The 19,459-nt window shown below is 71.9% G+C and carries 14 protein-coding genes; 5 read left to right on the forward strand and 9 right to left on the reverse strand.

All coding sequences use genetic code 11. The features are described from left to right. Positions 1-18 precede the first annotated feature (18 nt). Together OG568_RS23595 and OG568_RS23600 are read left to right on the forward strand one after the other, a co-directional pair. A complete protein-coding gene (locus OG568_RS23595) occupies positions 19-801 on the forward strand; it encodes a Clp protease N-terminal domain-containing protein (protein ID WP_329533000.1) in 783 nt (260 codons plus the stop codon). Positions 802-850: 49 nt separating this feature from the next. Further along, positions 851-2,542, forward strand: a complete 1,692-nt coding sequence (locus OG568_RS23600) for a bifunctional 3'-5' exonuclease/DNA polymerase (RefSeq protein ID WP_329533001.1) — start codon at positions 851-853, stop codon at positions 2,540-2,542. Between the two features lie 34 nt (positions 2,543-2,576). On the opposite strand, the gene OG568_RS23605 is transcribed toward OG568_RS23600, so the two are convergent. The 5 genes from OG568_RS23605 to OG568_RS23625 form a co-directional block, all read right to left on the reverse strand. Further along, positions 2,577-5,885 (reverse strand): AfsR/SARP family transcriptional regulator, encoded by a 3,309-nt coding sequence (locus OG568_RS23605; protein ID WP_329533002.1) that lies wholly within the window; start codon positions 5,883-5,885, stop codon positions 2,577-2,579. A gap of 359 nt (positions 5,886-6,244) precedes the next feature. Further along, entirely contained in the window at positions 6,245-7,141 is an 897-nt protein-coding gene (locus tag OG568_RS23610) for a glycosyltransferase family 2 protein (RefSeq protein WP_266437942.1), read from the reverse strand. A 249-nt stretch (positions 7,142-7,390) separates the two neighbouring features. Then, complete coding sequence (locus OG568_RS23615; RefSeq protein ID WP_266584497.1) at positions 7,391-7,687, reverse strand: hypothetical protein; 297 nt, start codon at positions 7,685-7,687, stop codon at positions 7,391-7,393. A 154-nt stretch (positions 7,688-7,841) separates the two neighbouring features. Continuing rightward, positions 7,842-8,597: an NPP1 family protein gene (locus OG568_RS23620; RefSeq protein ID WP_329533003.1), complete on the reverse strand. Its 756-nt coding sequence runs from the start codon at positions 8,595-8,597 to the stop codon at positions 7,842-7,844. Positions 8,598-9,058: 461 nt separating this feature from the next. Beyond that, the gene (locus OG568_RS23625; protein ID WP_266437951.1) at positions 9,059-9,517 is read right to left on the reverse strand and encodes a MarR family winged helix-turn-helix transcriptional regulator; all 459 of its coding nucleotides are present in this window, start codon (positions 9,515-9,517) and stop codon (positions 9,059-9,061) included. A gap of 206 nt (positions 9,518-9,723) precedes the next feature. On the opposite strand from OG568_RS23625, the gene OG568_RS23630 reads away from it, so the two are divergent. Further along, positions 9,724-11,187, forward strand: coding sequence for an MFS transporter (locus OG568_RS23630; RefSeq protein ID WP_329533004.1), 1,464 nt, complete (start codon positions 9,724-9,726; stop codon positions 11,185-11,187). 124 nt (positions 11,188-11,311) lie between these two features. Here OG568_RS23630 and OG568_RS23635 read toward each other — a convergent pair whose 3' ends face one another. After that, positions 11,312-11,509, reverse strand: a complete 198-nt coding sequence (locus OG568_RS23635; RefSeq protein ID WP_329533005.1) for an MbtH family protein — start codon at positions 11,507-11,509, stop codon at positions 11,312-11,314. A 257-nt stretch (positions 11,510-11,766) separates the two neighbouring features. On the opposite strand from OG568_RS23635, the gene OG568_RS23640 reads away from it, so the two are divergent. Next, positions 11,767-14,763 carry an AfsR/SARP family transcriptional regulator gene (locus tag OG568_RS23640; protein ID WP_329533006.1) on the forward strand — a complete coding sequence of 999 codons (2,997 nt, stop codon included), beginning with the start codon at positions 11,767-11,769 and terminating at the stop codon, positions 14,761-14,763. An 88-nt stretch (positions 14,764-14,851) separates the two neighbouring features. Here the strand turns inward: OG568_RS23640 and OG568_RS23645 are convergent, their stop codons facing one another. Next, positions 14,852-15,034, reverse strand: a complete 183-nt coding sequence (locus OG568_RS23645; protein WP_329533007.1) for a hypothetical protein — start codon at positions 15,032-15,034, stop codon at positions 14,852-14,854. Between the two features lie 244 nt (positions 15,035-15,278). On the opposite strand from OG568_RS23645, the gene OG568_RS23650 reads away from it, so the two are divergent. Then, on the forward strand, positions 15,279-17,132 hold the full coding sequence (locus tag OG568_RS23650; protein WP_329533008.1) for an AfsR/SARP family transcriptional regulator: 1,854 nt from the start codon (positions 15,279-15,281) through the stop codon (positions 17,130-17,132). 27 nt (positions 17,133-17,159) lie between these two features. Here the strand turns inward: OG568_RS23650 and OG568_RS23655 are convergent, their stop codons facing one another. Together OG568_RS23655 and serA are read right to left on the reverse strand one after the other, a co-directional pair. Continuing rightward, positions 17,160-17,735, reverse strand: coding sequence for a YbaK/EbsC family protein (locus tag OG568_RS23655; RefSeq protein ID WP_329533009.1), 576 nt, complete (start codon positions 17,733-17,735; stop codon positions 17,160-17,162). Continuing rightward, entirely contained in the window at positions 17,732-19,354 is a 1,623-nt protein-coding gene (gene serA, locus OG568_RS23660) for a phosphoglycerate dehydrogenase (protein WP_323186856.1), read from the reverse strand. The genes OG568_RS23655 and serA overlap by 4 nt, the downstream gene beginning before the upstream one ends. Positions 19,355-19,459: the final 105 nt, after the last annotated feature.

The raw sequence follows: 19,459 nt of genomic DNA on the forward strand, positions 1-19,459 counted from the left end.
TCAACTTACGGTTGACACATGACGACGAACCCACCCGGCAAGGCATCCGTACGTCTCGACGACCTCATCGAGGCCATCAAGAAGGTCCACACCGACGCGCTCGACCAGCTCCAGGACGCGGTGATCGCGGCGGACCACCTCGGCGACGTGGCCGACCACCTGATCGGCCACTTCGTGGACCAGGCCCGGCGTTCGGGCGCGTCCTGGACCGACATCGGAAAGAGCATGGGCGTCACCCGGCAGGCGGCGCAGAAGCGCTTCGTCCCCAAGGCCGAGTCGGACCTCGACCCCAGCCAGGGCTTCACCCGCTACACGCCCCGCGCCCGCAACGCGGTCATGGCCGCGCACAACGAGGCGAAGGCCGCGGGCAACGCGGAGGGACTCACCGAGCACCTCGTCCTCGGCCTCCTCTCCGAGCCCGAGGGGCTCGCCGCGAAGGCGATCACCGCCCAGGGCGTGACCCTGGACGCCGTCCGCGAGGCGGCGACCGCGGCGCTCCCGCCGGCGGCCGCCGAGGTCCCGGAGCTGATCCCGTACGGCCCCGCCGCCAAGAAGGCGCTGGAACTCACCTTCCGCGAGGCCCTCCGCCTCGGCCACAACTACATCGGCACCGAACACATCCTCCTGGCCCTCCTGGAGTACGAGAACGGCAACGGCGTCCTCAGCGACCTCGGCATCGACAAGACAGCGGCGGAGTCCTACCTCGCGCGCGTGCTGGAGCTCATCACGGTGGCGGGACAGCAGAACGACCAGCCGGACCAGCAGGATCAGAAGGATCAGAAGGATCAGAAGGATCAGTAGGACGTCGCGTCCGCGGCCGTTGTCAGACCCGCCTGCGAAACTCGGAATCATGAGCGACCGGTGGGCTCTCGGACCGGCCGAGGACGGTGGCGCGGAGGTCGCCCCCCTCGGCCCCGACGGGCTGCCCGCGGGACCGGTGCGCAGGGAGGCGGACCTGGTCGAGGCCGTGCGGGGGCGGCCCGACGTGGTCCGGTGGGTCTGGCGGTCCACGGCCGACGTCTACCCCCGTCTGCTCGCCGCGGGGGTGCGAGTGGAGCGGTGTTACGACATGGAGGCCGCCGAGACGCTGCTGCTCGGCCACGAGGGCCGGCTCGGCGAACCCCGGTCGGCGGCCGCCGCGCTGGCGAGACTGCGCGGCGGCCCCGTACCGCCGGATCCCCCGCAGCGCTCCGCCGAGCCCGGCTCGCAGTCGTCCCTCTTCGAGCCGCGCCCGGTCCGCGTACCCCTGGAAGACCTCCTGGAGGTGTACGCCGATCAGCGCCGCCGCCACGACACGACGGCGCACCCGGAGCGCATGCACCTGCTGACGACGGCAGAGTCGGCGGGCATGCTGGTGGCCGCCGAGATGAACCGCACCGGTCTGCCGTGGCGCGCGGACGTCCACCGTGAGGTGCTGCACGAGCTGCTCGGCGAGCGGTACGCGGGCGGCGGTGAGCCCAGACGCCTCGCCGAGCTCACGGACGAGGTGTCGGCCGCCTTCGGCAGGCGCGTCCGCCCCGACCTGCCCGCCGACGTCATCAAGGCCTTCGCGCAGGCCGGGATCAAGGTCAAATCCACCCGGCGGTGGGAGATCGAGACCATCGAGCATCCCGCCGTGAAGCCGTTGCTCGAGTACAAGAAGCTGTACCGGATCTGGGTGGCGCACGGCTGGTCCTGGCTGCAGGACTGGGTGCGCGACGGGCGCTTCCGGCCCGAGTACCTGCCCGGCGGGACCGTCACCGGCCGCTGGGTGACCAACGGCGGGGGCGCCCTGCAGATCCCCAAGGTCATCCGGCGTGCCGTCGTCGCCGACCCGGGCTGGCGGCTCGTGGTGGCCGACGCCGACCAGATGGAGCCGCGGGTGCTGGCCGCCATCTCGCGCGACCCGGGCCTGATGGAGGTCGCGGGCCGGGAGAGCGACCTGTACCAGTCGGTGTCGGACCGGGCGTTCGCCGGCGACCGGGCACAGGCCAAGCTCGCCGTGCTCGGCGCGGTGTACGGGCAGACGTCCGGCGACGGTCTGAAGAACCTGGCCGCGCTGAGAAGACGCTTCCCCCGGGCTGTCGCCTACGTGGACGACGCGGCGCGGGCCGGCGAGGAGGGCCGGCTCGTACGGACATGGCTGGGGCGGACCAGTCCCCCGGCGGCCGGCTCTTCCGACGCCGCGTCGGAAGAGGCGGGCATCCCGCAGGACGAGCCCGCCGAGACCCTGGCGGACCAGGGCTGGGTGCCGGGCTACGCCTCCTCCAACTCCCGGGCCCGCGGCCGCTTCGCACGCAACTTCGTCGTCCAGGGCAGCGCCGCCGACTGGGCGCTGCTGCTGCTCGCCGCCCTCCGCCGCACCTGCGGGGACCTCACCGCCGAGCTGGTCTTCTTCCAGCACGACGAGGTGATCGTGCACTGCCCGGCCGAGGAGGCGGACGCCGTCGTGGCCGCGATCCGGGAGGCCGCGGAGCTGGCGGGACGGCTGACGTTCGGCGAGACACCGGTCCGCTTCCCGTTCACGACGGCGGTGGTCGAGTGCTACGCGGACGCGAAGTGACCAGGACGGTGGCCCTGGAGCAGCAGGACGGCCGCTACTCCTCCTCCAGGAGTTTCCTCAGCTCCCCCACCACCGAGCTGTCCGTCCCGTCCAGCGCCGCGAGCGCCGACCTCCACAGCTCGTACGCCTCTGCGGCATCCCCCTGTGCGCGCAGCACCAGACCCAGTTGATGCCGCGCGAGCCCACCGGTGTACCGGTCGGCGCGCTGATCGGCGCGGCGCAGCAGCAGATCGCACTCGCGCGCGGCCCGTTCGACATGCCCCACCCCGCGCAGCGCACGCACCAGCCCGAGCCGCGTCTGCGACTCCCCGTGCCAGTCGCCGTGACCGCCGAGGATGCGCAGGCTCTCCTCGAAGTGCGGCACGGCGGCGGCCGGTTCACCGAGCCTCAGATGGGCGTAGCCGATGTTGGAGTGCGCGGAGTGCCGGATGATCACGTCGTCCATCGCGTCGCCGATCGCGAGGCTGCGCTTGTGGTGGTCGATGGCGGCACGGGCGTCCGTGTGCTCGTACAGATTGCCGAGGTGGCTGTAGGTGATGGCCTCGGTGTGCGGGTCGCCCAGCTCCCGGGAGAGTTCGAGGCTCTGCAGCAGCGCCTCGCTGGACTCGGCGTGGCGGCCCAGCCCCTCGAGGAGCATGCCGCGGTTGTTCAGACCGCGCCGGATCCACGACAGCACCCCGAGCCGCCGCCAGATCGCCAGCGCCTCGTCGTTCAGCGTGAGCGCCTCGCTCGCGCGGCCCGTCATGAAGTGCAGCCCCGCGAGGTCCCCGAGCGCGTACGCCTGCGCGGCCTCGTCACCGAGCCGCCGCGCGGCGCCCAGCGCGGCCCGTAGGAGCACCTCCGACTCCGCGACCCGGCCGCTGCGCTGGAGGTAGGGGTTGAGCAGCCGCACGAGAACGGGAACGTACGCGGATGTGTCCGCGTACCGCTCCACCAGCGCCACCACGTTCTCCAGTTCCAGATCGCCCCAGGTGAAGGCGTCCTTGGCGGTGCAGAACGGCGGGGTGGCCGCGGCGTCCACCGTGTGCGCGGCCGGCTGCGAGGCGGTCGGCCGGCTGCGGTCCTGGCGGTCGAGGCCCGGCTCGACGATCGCTTCGAGGGAGCGGGCGGCGACACCGGCGTACCAGCGCAACGCCCGCTCGGACACGCAGATGCCCGCGCCCCCGTCCGCGGGTTCCCCGTCCGTCGCGCCCGCGATCTCCCTGGCGAAGTCGCGGACCAGGTCGTGGGGTGCGTAGCGGCCGTACGCCGTCTCCTCCAGGAGCGCGACGTCGACGAGGCGGTCGAGCGCGGCCTCGGCGCGGAACTCGGCGATGCCGGAGAGCCGGGCGAGCAGGGGCGCGCCGTATACGGGGAGGTCCAGCGTGCCGATGCCGCGCAGCACGAGCGCCGCGTCCTGGTCGGCCTCCCGCTCCGAGGCACGCAGCGCGTCGAGCGCGACGGCCAGGGATCTGCGGACGCTCAGATCGTCGTATTCCAGATGGTGCAACCGCCCCTCGGTCGCGGCCAGTTGACCGGCGAGGGCGTCCGGCGTGAGCGCGCGGCGCGCGGCGAGGCGCGCCGCGACCACGCGGAGGGCGAGCGGGAGCCGGCCGGTGAGTTCGACGAGGGGGTGCGCGCCGTCGAGGCCGTTCACCCGACCGGAGACCGCGCGCAGCAGCGCCGCGCTGTCCTCGTCCGAGAGCGGCGCGAGCGGGAAGCGCCGGGCGCCGTCCAGCGCGGTGAGCGGCGAACGGCTCGTCACGATCACCGCGCACCCCGCGCCCGCGGGCAGCAGCGGCCGTACCTGTGCGGCGTGCGCGGCGTCGTCGAGCACCATCAGGGTGCGCGTCGGTGCGAGTATCGACCGGAGCAACGCGGCCGCCGCGTCGAGGTGTTCGGGGATGCGGCGCGGCTCGGCACCGAGGTCGCGCAGCAGCGCGGCAAGCGCCTGGCCGGGCGTGAGGGGGGTCATTCCGGGCGTGGCCCCGTGCAGGTTGACGTAGAGCTGGCCGTCGGGGAAACGTTCCCGCAGCCCATGTGCCACATGCAGCGCCAGCGCGCTCTTGCCGACTCCGGCCATTCCGCTGATGACGGCGACAGCCGGGGTGGGGGGTCTGGGGTGCCGGGCCGTGTCGAGAGCCAGGTTCAGTTCCTGGCACAGGTCCCCGCGGCCGGTGAAGTGCGCGGGTGGGGGTGGGAGTTGGGCGGGCCGGGGTGAGGCCGGTTCGGCGGGGGTGGCCCGCCGTGCGTCGGCGGCCTCGTCCCGGTCGCGCTCGGGTCCGTCGCGCTCCCCCGCCCGCTCACGCAGGATCTCCAGATGCGCCTCGCGCACCGCGGGCCCGGGCTCGACACCGAGTTCCTCGACCAGGCGGGCCCGTAGATCCCGGTGGACGGCCAGGGCCTCGGCCTGACGTCCGGTGCGGTGCAGCACCAGCATCAGCAGCCGGTGGAAGGCCTCACGCAAGGGGTACTCGGCGACGAGTGCGGACAACTCGGGTGCGAGGGCCGCGAGTCGGGCGGGGCCGGGAGTGTTGAAGGCACCTGGGGCTGTGGAGGTGTCGGGGGCTATGGAGACGTTCGGGGCTGTGGAGGTACCGGGGGCGCTGGAGGTGCCGGGAGCCGTGGAAGTGCCGAGGACTGTGGAGTTGTCAGGGACGCCGACGTCATCGGAGGCTTCCGTTGCTTTTGCGTCGGCGGACCCCCCGACGTCCCCGAAAACCCAGCCGACCCCGGTACCCCCGGTACCCCCGGTACCCCCGGTACCCCCGGTACCCCCGGCACCATCGGTACCCTCGCCCGCACCACCGGCACCACCGGCACCACCGGCTCCCGGCCCCGCAAGTCGCAGTTCGGCCTCGTACCGCCACTCCAGGACGAGCAGCCGCGCCTCCTCCAGGCGCTGGACGAGCGCGTGTCCGCCGAGTTCGGGCGGGACCCCGCCCAGCGGTGTGCCGCGCCACAGCGCGAGCGCCACCAGGGCCTCGCGCAGCGCCCGCTCCCAGTCGCGCTCGGCGTGCGCGGCGCGTGCGGCCGTGACGTGGGCCTCGAAGACGCGCACGTCCAACTCGCCCTCGTCGACCCGCAGGAGATACCCGGGCGGCATGGCCCGCAGCCGCTCCGGATCGTCGAGGAGCCGACGCAGCCGGGTGACGTGGTTCTGCAGCGAGGCCTGCGCGGAGGCGGGCGGCGCCCCGCCCCACAGCGCGTCCTTGAGCGCGTCCACCGAGACGACCCGGCCCGGCTCGAGGAGCAGCGCGACCAGCAGGGCACGCACTTTGCCGCCGCCGATCGAACGGACCTCGCCGTCGGCGTCGTACAACACCGGCGGCCCCAGCAGCCCGAACCGCAGCTCGTACCGCATAGCCCGCTCCACTGCCTTCCCGCTCGACCGGCCCGACCGGTTCAGTCCGGTACCGACCACATCCATGGCGACTTCGCGCCTTCTTGCGGCGACTTCACGCCGACCGACTTCCGGTTTCCAGGTTTCCGGATGGAAACCCGTTGGCGACATGTTAGCGATCCGTTGGCGCGGCCTGATGGGATCACTCCATCGGATCTGGCCCGACGGTGCGCGCGTACAACGCGTAACTCGGGGGAGTGTCGCCGCCGTGGCCGGATCCGGGGACAGAGAGGGCCCTGGTCGTCGGAGGTGAGCGACCGGGGCCCTCGTCCGCCCCCCGGCCGTCCTGCCGCCTGTCGCCGACCGCCCATCGGCCGCCGTCAGATGACGGGCGGGCGTCCCAGTCGCGTCAGCCGCCACACGGTCCGCCACCGCATCGGCCGCCGCTCGCCGCCCGACTGCCGCAGCCCTTCCGCGAAGCCGCCGAACCAGGCCCGCAGTCCGCCCAGCGACCGTGTCCGCAGGAGCGTCAGCAGCATCCAGATTCCCAGGTGCACGGGGATGAGCGGGAGGGGCAGCCTGCGGCGGGTGAGCCAGACCCGGTTGCGGGCGGTGACCCGGTAGTAGATGGCGTGCCGGGCGGGCGAGGTCTTGGGGTGCTGGAGCAGCAGTCCGGGCTCGTAGAGCACGGTCCATCCGTCGTCGACGGCCCGCCAGGCCATGTCGGTCTCCTCGTGCGCGAAGAAGAACTCGGCGGGCCAGTCCCCGATCCGGGCGAGCATGGGCATGGACAACGCGTGCCCACCGCCGAGGAACCCGGTGACCGGACCGCCCCGCATCGGGTCCTTGGCCCCGACCCGGGGCACGTGCCGGCGCTGGGTCTCCCCGTTCTCGTCGGCGATGCGGAAGCCGACGATGCCCAGGCGCGGATCGGCGGCGTACAGGTCCCGCACCTTGCGCAGCACATCCGCGTCGACCAGCAGCCCGTCGTCGTCCAGCTCGACGACGACGTCCACGTCCGCGAACTCCCTGAGCCGGGCGAGGCCCACGTTGCGCCCGCCCGGGCAGCCGAGGTTCTCGTCGACCTCGATGGCGGTCACCTCACCGGGCAGCCCCAGCCGCTCGGCGAACTCGGGCAGCGGACACCCGTTCCCCACGATCACGATCCGTGCGGGCGCGACGTCCTGCTTGGCCACCGAGGCGAGCAGCGCGTCGACCTCGTCGGGCCGGTTCCCCATGGTCACGACGGCAACGGCGATCCGAGGCCCCTCCGACACGACACCACTCCATCCCAGGCCGACAACTCTGCCCGCGATGCTAGCCGTTTACCGTGCGTCTCCCTCAGGTACGCCGCGTTTCCTCGTGCTCTCCGCATTTACTCACGGCGTACGCGGCTCTTCGCTTGCTTCTGCGCGGTCAGGAGCGAACCTACTCGGCGCGGGGCCACGGCACGGGATGCGCGCCCGGAGTCTCGTCGACTCTCACCGACGCTCGCCGACTCTTACCGAGCGCACACCCGGGCGGCCTCAGGCGGCGTACGCGCCCCGCACCTCGAACCGCTCGGCGGACGGCGGGGCGGCCAGCCAGCCCTTCAAGCCCTCCTGGAACTCCCGGAACTCCTGGATCGCGGTCAGCGGATTCTCGATCCCGTCCGCGAGCTCCAGTTCCGCGAGATACGTGACTCCGTCGGGGAGCCGGTACGAGGCATAGCGCACGCCCTCGGGCCGCGCAGCCTCGATCGCGGCGAACATCTTCCCCAGCGCCGCTTCGAGCGCGTCGACACACTCGGGCTTCACCGTCGCGCGCACCATCAGAACGGCCATGTCGTCATCTCCTTCTCGTCCCTGTCACATATGTCATGCCTTGTGACACCTGCCACACTTGTCACACCGCTACCGGAGCGTGTGGGTGGCGCCATCTCCCTGACGCGCCCGCGGGCGGTTGTGTGACAGGGACGGAGGAGAGATCCCCGGCCCGTCAGGCGTTGGGGTCGAACGAGATGCCCGCCGGCATGGCCTTCGTGAGGTGGGCGGCGAAGTTGGCGTCCTTGAGGCCGAAGTTGGCGCTGCCGAAGTCGTAGGCGCTCAGTTTGTCGCGCAGCCCCGCCGGGTAGCCGTTCCAGCCGACCAGGGCCGGGTACTGCCAGGTGTGGTAGCCGTTCTCCGGCGGCTCGTCGCCCGAGTTCGCGAGCCGGAAGTCGTGGGTGCTCAGACCGTCCTTGTGGTAGACGATCTTGGGGTGCGTGCCGTCCCACAGGACCTGGTCGGCGCTGTAGACGTTGAAGTCGCCGTGCGCGGACGTGGAGACGTACTTGGCCTGGTTGTTCTGCACCCAGACCGCCACGTGCTCCCAGTCGTGGCGGTGCCCGCCGATCGTGGCCTGGTCCTTCTCGAAGTAGAGGCCGTAGAGGATCACGCACCAGCCGTTGTTGCACTTCTCGCGCGAGTAGCCGTTGGTGTTGTCGAGATCCGAGGTGTCGTGGCACTCGCCACTGAGCGAACCGGTCGGCTTGAGGCCCCCGTTGACGGTCCCGTCGGGACCGATGGCGGGCGTGGGGTAGCAGCCGTCCGTGTCGTAGTCGTACGCCGGCTGCCAGGTCTTCTCCAGGTCGTCCGCGTTGGCGGGCAGGGCCTTGGGCGGGGCGGCGAGCGCGCTGCCGGGGAAGGCGACGACGAGCGCGACGGCGCTGCCGAGGATGAGCGAGGCTCTGCGTACGCGCGAGCTCTTCTGCACTGCGTCCTCCTGAGGGACCGCGAGGGGGTGGGGGTGGGGCAAGCGGTTTCATTGACATGCCCGGATCACCCTCACCTGACTCGTTGAGCGCTCAAGCGGTGCGGGATGTCGCAGCGGTGAAAGATCAACCAACAAAGGGGGCAGGCGAGTTGACGCCGAGTGGGGGGCGGGGGCTCCCCCCCCTCAAGGAACCGGAGAACCAGCGGCGCGACCAGCGAGGGACGAGCGACGTGACGAGCTACGTGACGAGAGCGACGTGACGAGCTACGCGCCCCGACGAGCAACGCGCCCTACGGCATGCCCATCACCCCGGCCGAGACCTCGACCGGCATCACGCAGACGGCACCGGAGACGTCCGCGAACGACAACACGGCCCCCTGGAGCACACCAGGGCGGGCCGGACAACCGACCCACCCTTGACCCCCCGCCTTCCCCCCTCCCCCCTTCAACCGCTCAACCGCTCAACCGCGCGGCCAGGGGCGCCCGTCGAGACGTTCGATGTCACGGTTGAAGCGGCTGAGATAGGCGGCGAACTCGGCGACTTCCTCGGGATCCCAGTCGGTCATGATCTTCTCCAGACCGTCCAGGTTCTCGGCGCGATGGGCGTCCAGCCGGCGCCTGCCCTCGGCGGTGATGGCGAACTTGCGGGCGATGCCCCCCTCGGGGTCGGGCATGCGCTCGACGACCCCGGCCCGCAGCATCGCGGCGGTCTGCCGGTTGAGGGTGGACGCGTCCAGGCCGAAGGCCTCTCTGAGTCCACCGATGGACATCGGGCCTTCCACCTGAATGCGGCTGAGCAGGACGTACGCACTGCGGTCCAGCCGCTCCTCACTCATCCCGCGCCCCCGCGGGTTGAGCATGTGCATGTGACGCCCGAGCAGCATGGTCTCGAATTCCAGCAGGTCAAGTGGCTTGTCCACGCGAGGCATCCTTCGGCTCCCGGCTCGCTTCCCCTACAGGAAAGCTACCTCCCGCCAGGTATACCATCGCAATGTGTATGATGCATGAGGCATGCATGATGCACACTACGTGCACCATGCAATTCGCGTGCATCTTGCAGCTCGTACGCGACAGGCCCGGATGCGCAGCACGGCAACAAGCCCGGAAAGAGCAACAGGGAGTACCCGTGGACAGTTCCCAGCCCGCAGCCCGCTCCGGCGGTGTTGTCGGCATCCTCGCCTTCGGCGGCATCGTGGCCGCGATCACCCAGACGCTGGTGGTGCCACTGATCGGGGAACTCCCGACCCTCTTCGACACCACCGCCTCGAACGCCTCCTGGGTCGTCACCGCCACGCTGCTCGCGGCTGCCGTGATCACCCCCGTCGCCGGCCGCCTCGGTGACATGTACGGCAAGAAGCGCATGCTTCTGGCCTCGCTGATCCCGCTGGTCCTCGGTTCCGTGGTCTGCGCCCTGTCCTCCTCGGTCGTCCCGATGATCGCCGGACGCGGTCTGCAGGGCCTCGGCATGGGCGTGGTGCCGCTCGGCATCAGCCTGCTGCGCGACGTCGTACCGGCGGAGAAGCTCGGCTCGTCCATCGCGCTGATGAGCGCGTCCATGGGTGTGGGCGGCGCGCTCGGCCTGCCGTTCTCCGCGGCGATCGCCGAGAACGCCAGCTGGCGCGTGCTGTTCTGGGTCGTCGCCGCGCTGACCCTCGCGGTCGCCACGCTGATCTGGTTCTTCGTGCCCGCGGGCCGCGAGAGCACCGCCGCGGGCAGCTTCGACCTGCTCGGCGCGATCGGCCTGGGCATCGCGCTGGTCTGCCTGCTCCTCGGTGTCTCCAAGGGCGCGGACTGGGGCTGGGGCAGCGGCACCACGCTCGGCCTGCTCGCCACCGCGGTCGTCCTGCTGCTGGCCTGGGGCTGGTGGGAGCTGCGCACCGCCGAGCCGCTGGTCGACCTGCGTGTGACCGCCCGCCCGCAGGTACTGATGACGAACGCCGCCTCGATCCTGGTCGGCTTCGCGATGTACGCCCAGTCCCTCGTGATCCCCCAGCTGCTGCAGCTGCCCAAGGAGACCGGCTACGGCCTCGGCGAGTCGATGCTGGCCATGGGCCTGTGGATGGCCCCGGCCGGCCTGATGATGATGATCATCTCCCCGGTCGGTGCCAAGCTCTCCGCCGCCAAGGGCCCCCGGATCACCCTGACCGTCGGCGCCCTGGTCATCGCCCTCGGCTACGGCATCTCCCTGCCGCTCATCGGAAACGGCTCCGCCCTGGGCCTGCTCGCCGTGACCATCGTCTGCAGCACGGGCGTCGGTTTCGCCTACGGTGCGATGCCCGCCCTCATCATGGGTGCGGTACCCCAGTCGGAGACCGCCTCGGCCAACAGCTTCAACACACTGATGCGCTCGATCGGCAGCTCCGTCTCGGCCGCCGTGATGGCCGTGGTCCTGGCCCAGATGACCACGAAGTTCGGCCCGGTCTCCCTGCCCTCCGAGAGCGGGTTCCGCGTCGCCATGCTGATCGGCTCCGGCGTCGGCATCGCCGCCGCGATCGTCGCCTTCCTCATCCCGGTCCGCGCGACGGCCGCCCAGCCGCAGGTCGAACCCACCCCGGACGCGGCCCCCGAGGCGGTCGAGGCGAAGGCCTGACCCCACCCGCGCACCCGAGCCACGCTCTCGCAACATTAAAGAAACCGCAGGTCAGATCCCTGGCCTGCGGTTCTCTGGTGTTTGGCGCCGCCTGTTTCCTGCGACTTGATCCGCCGGACAGGCCCTAGCGCAGCGAGGCCGGGCGCATGTCCGTCCAGGTGGCGTCGACATGGGCCAGGCACTCCTGGCGGGTGGCGTCCGTCAGGGTCGGCTCCCAGCCCGCCGGTACCTCCGCGAAGGACGGCCAGAGCGAGTGCTGGCCCTCGGAGTTGACCAGGACGGAGAAGGTGCCGTCGGCATCCTCGAAGGGGTTCGTTGCCATGTCAGCTTCCTCTGCTCGGCGGTGCCTCGCCCCTGTGCGGCGGCGAGCGAACGTCACAATCCACTCTCCGCGATGACCTATATTCCCTCTCCATCGGTCCTGCATATGGTGATTTGGATCAGAAAGGAGGCACATGATCACCCGATGCGTGGGTGCCTTGTGAACGCTTTATGGATCTTGGTTGATTATGCGACGCGGCAAGGCCCACAATGTCTCGGCGACTCCGGGTGGGGGACTCGGGGGAAGTGGAGGGCGTCTTGCACCGGATCGACTTCAGGCTGCTCGGACCGCTGGACGTACGGGTGGACGGGGAGCCCGTCAGACTTGGTGGTGGCCGTCAGCGCACCGTGCTGACGATGCTCCTCATCGCTCTGAACAGAGTGGTCTCCGTGGACGCCCTCATCGAGGCCGTCTGGGGCGAGGAGCCACCGGCCACCGCGCGGAACCAGGTCGCCATCTGTGTCACCGCGCTGCGCAAGACCTTCCGCACCTCGGCCGGCGTCGACGATCTGATCGTCACCTCCCACCCCGGCTACATCCTCGACCTCGGCGAGCATCGGATCGACATCCACGAGGTCGAGACCCGGGTGCGCAAGGCCCGGGAGCTGGCCCGGGCCGGCGACACCGTCCAGGCGTGCACCCTGTTCACCGAGGCGCTCTCGCTGTGGCGCGGATCCGCGCTCGACGGGGCTGCGGGCGGACCCATCGACCACGAGGCCTCCCGGCTCGCCGAGTTCCGGCTGGAGCTGCGCGAGGAGCAGGCGGGACTGCAACTGCAGCTCGGCCAGCACCGTTCACTCATCTCCGACTTGGCCGCGCTGGTCCGCGAGCACCCGCTGCGGGAACAGGCCCGGGCCCATCTGATGCTGGCCCAGTACCGTTCGGGGCGGCGGGCCGAGGCGCTGGAGATCTTCCGCGAGGGACGCCAGGTGCTCGTGGAGGAGCTGGGCATCGAGCCCGGCGCCGAGCTGCAGGAGCTGCACGAACTGATCCTGCGGGACGACCCCGAGCTGACCCTGCCGCCGGAGCCCCAGGTCGCCCCGGAGCCGCGTACCGTGCCCGCGCAACTCCCCTCGTCGGCCGCCGCGTTCACCGGGCGCAGCCGGGAACTCGCGCTGCTCGACCGGCTGCTCGACGGGGAGGGCCAGGAGTCGCCGCTCGCCGTGGCGGCCGTCTCCGGCATCGCCGGGGTCGGCAAGAGCGCGCTCACGGTGCACTGGGCCCACCAGGTCGCCGGGCGGTTCCCGGACGGCCAGCTCTTCGCCGACCTGCGCGGCTACGACGAGTCGGACTCGCCGCAGGCGCCGACCGCCGTGCTCGACCGGTTCCTGCGCGCGCTCGGCGTACCGGGGCCCCAGATACCGGGCGACCAGCACGAGCGGGCCGCGCTGTACCGCTCGATCCTGGACGGCAAACGGATCCTGGTGGTGCTCGACAACGCCCGGTCGTTCGCGCAGATCCGGCCGCTGCTGCCGGGCGGCCGCCACTGCTGTGTACTGATCACCAGCCGGGACGCCATCGACGACCTCACCGGCGACTACGACGTACACCGCATCGAGTTGAACGTGCTCGGCCAGGCGGAGGCGACCGCCATGCTCGGTGCGGTGGCCGGACCGGAGCGGATCGCCGCCGACCCGGAGGCCGCCGCCCGGCTCGGCACGCTCTGCGACCGGCTGCCGCTGGCACTGCGGATCGCGGGCGCCCGGTTGGCCGCCAAGCCCCACTGGTCGGTCCGGCACCTGGTGCGACGCCTGGAGGACCAGCGACGCCGGCTCGACGAACTCAGCCCCAACGAGGGCGGCGTGCGAGCCGGTTTCCGGCTCAGCTACCGCGATCTGCCGCCCGCGGCGGCCCGCATGTACCGGCGGCTCGGGCTGCTGACCATGCCCGACTTCGCGGCATGGGTCGGCGCTGCGGTACTCGACACCGACCCGATCGAGGCCGAGGACCTCATCGAGCAACTGGTCGACGCCCAGCTCCTGGAGGTCGCCTCGGGCCGCCCCGGCGAGCCGCCCCGCTACCGCTTTCAGGCCCTGCTGCGCCTGTTCGCCTGGGAGTGCGCCCAGGAGGAGGACACCCCGGAGGAGCGCGAGGGCGTCCTCGACCGGGCCCTGGACGGCTGGCTCTCGCTGTGCTGGGTCGCCTACCAGCGGTTGTACGGCGCCGAGTTCGCGTCCCTGGACGGGATCCCGGAGCCGAACCTTCCGCAGTCGCTGGTGGAGGAGCTGCTCACGGATCCGATGGAGTGGATGGAGGCGGAGCACAGCGCCCTGGTCGACGCGGTCCGGCAGGCCGCCGAGACCGGCCGGGCCGCCCATGCCTGGAAGTTGGCGCTGCTCAGCAACCCACTGCAGGAGTCCCGCAACTATCTGGAGGAGTGGGAGATCTGCTCCGAGCGCGCGTTGGCGGCCGCTCAGCGGTGCTTCGACCGCCAGGGCGAGGCCAGCATGCAGCGGCTGCTCGGCGGGGTCGCGCTGCACACCCAGCGTTACGAGATCGCCGAGGGGCGGCTCAGGGCGGCCCTGCGGATCTTCGACGAGATCGGCGACGTGGCGGGCGCCGCCCTCACCCGGCGCATGCTCACCCACAACGCGCGGGTACGCGGCGACCTCGACCAGGCGCTGCGGGACGGCGAGGCCTCGCTACTCGGTTTCCGGGAGATCGGGGACGCCCGCGGCGAGTCGCACGGGCTCGGCGCCCTGGCGCAGATAGAGCTGGAGCGCGGAAACCTGGAGCGCAGCCTGCGGCTGTCCACCGAGGCCATCGCCCTGAGCCGGGCGACGGGGCTGGTGCGCGGCCTCGCACAGTCCATCCTCCGCCTGGCCGAGGCACTGACGCGGCACGGCCGGCTCGACGAGGCGGCGAGCGAGTGCGACGAAGCCCTGAGGATCGTCCGGGAGCACGGCGACCGGACCGGCGAGGCCCACATCCTGCGGCTCGCGGGCGAGATTCTCTGGCGGCAGGGGAATCTGACCGAGGCGGAGGTGACCCTGCAGGAGGCGTTCACGATCGCCGACGACATCAACGACCATCTGCTGCGGGCCCGGGCCGAGGCCAATCTGGGCTGCCTGGACCTGCTGGCCGGGCGGGACGGGGCGGTGGGCCGGCTGCGCCGGGCCAGGAACACCTTCGCCGAGTACGGCGCCAGACCACAGGGCGAACGGATCACCCTGGTCATGGACTCGTTGACCGCGGAGCATCCCCCGTACGGGCCGTCGCCCGAGGAGCTCCGGCAGTTGCTCTCCGCACACTGACTCTCTCGCCGAAACAGAGCGCCTGAACAGAGCGCCTGAACAGAGCGAGCCCCGCACCTGCGCCAGGTGCGGGGCTGCGTCACTCGGGTCAGCTCCAGGGGTTGTTCTCGTCGAAGACCGCCGGGGTGTCGGCGATGACGACGACCGCCGGGGCCTCGGCGGCCCGGACGGACGGCATCTCCACCGCGCCTGTGCCGCCGACCAGCAGGACACCGCCCAGAGCGGGCGCGCCGAGAACCGAGGCCAGGAAAGTGCGGGTGCTGCTGCGCATTACTTCTCCCCCATATAAAAACAGTCATTCGTACGCCATGTGCGGGTCAATGTTTCGGTGATCGCCCCTACCGCTCACCTTGTCCGCGGTGTGCCCGGTGCGACAGGAGAAACGTTATGGATCGCACCTGTCGACCCGATGTTGTTTCGATTTCGCCCCTCACGAAATCGAGCCGAAAAGACGTCAAAAATGAGCCGTCCTATCCTCCAAGAGTGTTCATCCAGAACTCACAACGGGGGCCCACATGGAATTTCGACTGCTAGGACCGGTCGAGGCGAGCCGGGGCGGCACCGTCGCCGCACTGTCGGGATCGAAGATCCACACGGTGCTGGCGGCGCTGCTGCTGGCCCGCGGCCGGGTCGTGTCCGACGCCCGCCTCAGCCACCTGCTGTGGGGCTGGTCGCCTCCCGCGACGCTGAACTCGCAGATCTACACCTACGTCTCGCGGCTGCGCAAACAGCTCGGCCCCGATGTCGAGATCGCGCGGCAGCAGCCAGGATATGTACTGCACCCCGGAAACAGCAGCATCGACTTTCTCGAATTCGAGCGGTTCGACCGGCTCGGCCGGGAGGCGTTGCGGCAGCGAGACTACGAAACGGCCGGCAACTTCCTGAGGGACGCACTCGGACTCTGGCGGGGTCCCGCGCTCGCGAACGTCACCGAATTCCTTTCGGAAGTCGAGATTCCGCAATTGGACGACGCCCGCGCGGCGACCCTGGAAAACCGGATCGAGGCCGATCTCGCCCTCGGCCGGCACCAGGAGATCACCGCCGAGCTGACCGGTCTGGTGACCCGCCACCCCACGCGCGAGAAGCTCCGCTCGCAGCTGATGCTGGCCCTGCACCGCTCGGGCCGGCAGTCCGACGCCCTGCATGCCTACCACCACGGCCGCCGCATCCTCGCCGACGAGCTCGGTGTCGACCCCGGCGCCGAGCTCGAAGCGGCGTACCACATCGTGCTGCGCGGCGAGCGGACCCCGCCGCCCGCCACCGCGGCGCCCGCGACGCTGCCCGCCGACACCGTCGCCTTCACCGGCCGGGAAGACCAACTCGCCTCCCTCTGCGAGCTGGTGAGGCCCGCGCCGGGCCGCGACGCCTGGCGCCCCCGGCGCTTGTTGATCACCGGCATGCCCGGCATCGGCAAGACCGCGCTCGCCGTGCGGGCCGCGCACGCCAGCACCGAGCACTTCCCCGACGGGCAGCTCTACGCCGATCTGCGCGGCCCCGACGGCACCCCGAAGGACCCCTGCGACGTCCTGCTGCGGCTGCTGCGGGCGCTCGGCGAGACCGGTCTCGACCGGGAGAGCCACATCGCCGACGACCTCGACGAGCTGGTACGCCGCTACCGCACCCGCACCGCGGGCAAGCGCCTCCTGCTGGTGCTCGACAACGCCTCCGGCGACCTCCAGCTGGGCCCACTGCTGCCCGGCAGCCCCGACATCGCGGTCATCGTCACCGCGCGGACCCCTCTCACCGAGACGGTCGGCGCGCACACCACGGTGCTCGGCCCGCTGGACGACGCCGCCGCGCACGAGCTGCTGCGCACGGCGGCCGGTCCCGGCCGGATCGACGCCGCACCCCAAGCGGCCCGGGAGATAGTGGCGCACTGCGCGGGGCTCCCGCTGGCGCTGCGGATCGCGGGAGCCCGGCTCGCCGCCCGGCCGCACTGGTCGCCGGACCGGCTCGCCCGGCGGCTCGCCGACCCGCGCACCCGGCTGCTCGAACTCCGCCTCGGCGACCTCGATGTACAGCGTTCCCTGGGCCGGCCGCTGGAGGGGCTCGACCGGCCGAGCCGGGCGCTGCTCGGCCGGCTGCCGCTGCTTGGTCGAGAGCCCTTCCACGCAGCGGCAGCCGGGGTGGCGTTCGGCACCGGTGAGGCCGCGGCCGAAGAAGTCCTGGAGCAGCTGGTGGACCTCTCGATGCTCGACCTGTGCGGCATCGACCGCCGCGGCCTGCCGCTGTACCAGCTGCACCCTCTGGTGCGACTGCTCTTCCAAGGGCCGCTGGAGGACGCCGTCGGGTCCGGATCCCTGCCCGGTTCCGCCCCGCGCTCCACCCCGCTCCCCGCGCCCGGCCTCGGTCTCGTCAAGGCGGGCTGACACTGGACAGGAGCTCGGCGGGGCGGCTCAGGCCGGCATCGGGGCGGGGGTCGCGACGCGGGCGACGCGCGGGCGGGCGAGCGCCCGGTACGGCTCGACGCCGAGCGCCAGGGACAGGTCGAGGCGAGCCGCGTTGAAGAAGATCTCCTCCCCGGCGAGCAGGTCCGGGTCGACCACCAGCTCCAGCTCCGGGTGGAAGCTGAACGGCACGATCGAGCCGCTGACGCAGCCCGAGAGCCTCTCGGCGATCTCGCGGGACGCGAAGGCGGTGTCGGTACCCCCGAACAGCTCCTGGACGCAGGCCATGTCGACGCGGCGGTCGCCGGGCACCACCGCCAGCACGTAGCGGCGTCTTCGACGGCTCGTGCCCACCCTCACCACCAGGCACTTGGCAGCCTGTTCCAGGGGGTGGCCACGCAGCTGAGAGGCGAGGTCGGTACGACCCTCGGGGGCGTGCCGGATCAGCCGGTACGGGACGTGGGCGCCGTTCAGCAGGGAGAGCAGGCGACGCGAGGTGTCGGTGCGCGGGACTTCGGCGCGGGAGGTCCCGATACGCGGGACCTCGGCGCGCGGGACTTCGGCACGCAGGACTTCGGTGCTCATGCGCGGCCCGTCGGGCCGGTTCGGGCGGTGGCCGCCGGCACGGTCCAGCTCTGGTCGGCGCCGACGGAGGCGGCGGCGCGGCCGAGCGCGGTGGGCGGTACGGGCGAGTCCACGACGAGGCCGGCCAGGGCGGTGGTGCCGGCGGCGTCCCTGGCGACCTGCATGGCCGCGATGTTCACGCCCTCGTCGGCGAACTCGCAGCCGATCAGACCGACCGCGCCCGGCCGGTCCGGGTAGCGCAGGAAGGCGAGGTCGCCGGAGAGCGGCAGCTCCAGCTCGTGGCCGAGCACCTCGACGAGCTTCTCCTGGAGGCGGACACCGGCCAGGGTGCCGCTCACGGTGACGACCCGGCCGTCGGGAAAGATGCCGCGCAGGGTGACGGTGGAGCGGTGGCTCCCGCCCCCCTGGTGGGTGGTGAGCCGCGAGGTCAGGCCGCGCTCCAGGGCGACCAGCGGGGCGTTCACATGACTGACCGCGCCCCCGGCAACGGTCTCCAGCAGGCCCTTGAGCGCCCCGAGTTCGAGCACGCCGGCGTCCAGCTCGGCGATCTCGCCGTGCAGCTGGATCTCCAGCTGGGCGGGGACGCCGCCCACGGCCCGGGTGAAGACCCGGCCGAGCCGCTCGGTCAGCGGCAGCCACGGGCGTACCGCGTCGGGGACCGGGCCGCCCTGCACGTTCACCCCGTCCGGCACGTGATCGCCGGCCAGCGCGAGCCGCACCGAGTGGGCGGCGGCGATGCCCGCCTTCTCCTGCGCCTCGTCGGTGGAGGCACCCAGGTGCGGGGTCACGACGACGTTGTCGAGGCCGAACAGCGGCGATTCAACGCACGGTTCGGCGGCGTACACGTCGAGTCCGGCGCCCGCGACGCGGCCCTCCTTGAGCGCGGCGTACAGCTCGTTCTCGTCGACGATGCCGCCGCGCGCGGCGTTGACGATGCGCACGGTGGGCTTGACCTTGCGCAGCGCCTCGAAGCCGATCAGGCCGGTGGTCTCCGGGGTGCGCGGCAGGTGGACGGTGAGGAAGTCGGCCTGGGCGAGCAGCTCGTCGAGCGAGAGCAGCCGCACACCGACGGCGGCCGCGCCCGCGGCGGTCACGTAGGGGTCGTACGCCGCCACGTCCATCCCGAAGGCGGCCATCCGCTGGGCGACGAGGGTGCCGATGCGGCCGAGGCCGACGACGCCGAGGACCTTGCCGGCCAGCTCGACGCCGGACCACCGGCTGCGCTGCCAGGCGCCGGTCTTCAGGGCCGCGTCGGCCTGCGGGATGTTGCGGGCGACGGCCAGCAGCAGGCCGACGGCCATTTCCGCGGCGCTGGTGATGTTGGACGTCGGGGCGTTGGCGACGAGGACGCCGGCCTCGGTGGCGGCCGGGATGTCGACGTTGTCGAGGCCGACGCCGGCCCGGGCGATGACCTTGAGACGGGGCGCGGCGGCGATCGCCTCCCGGTCCATCCGGGTGGCGCTGCGCACGAGGACGGCGTCGGCCTCGGCGAGCGCGGGCAGCAGGGCCGCACGGTCGGCGCCGTCGACACGGCGGATGTCGACGTCCCAGCCGAGCGCCTCCACGGTGGCCGGGGAGAGCTCTTCGGCGAGCAGGACGACGGGGCGCGGGGAGCGCACGTTGGCACGGTGACGGATCACGGTCTGGCCTCTCGGTGAGTGCTGTCTGCTGACGTGCTCGGGCACAGGGGCAGCCGCCCCTCCGGGGGCCTGGCGGGCCCGGGA

The sequence above is a fragment of the Streptomyces sp. NBC_01450 genome (assembly GCF_036227505.1).
GTDB lineage: Bacteria > Actinomycetota > Actinomycetes > Streptomycetales > Streptomycetaceae > Streptomyces.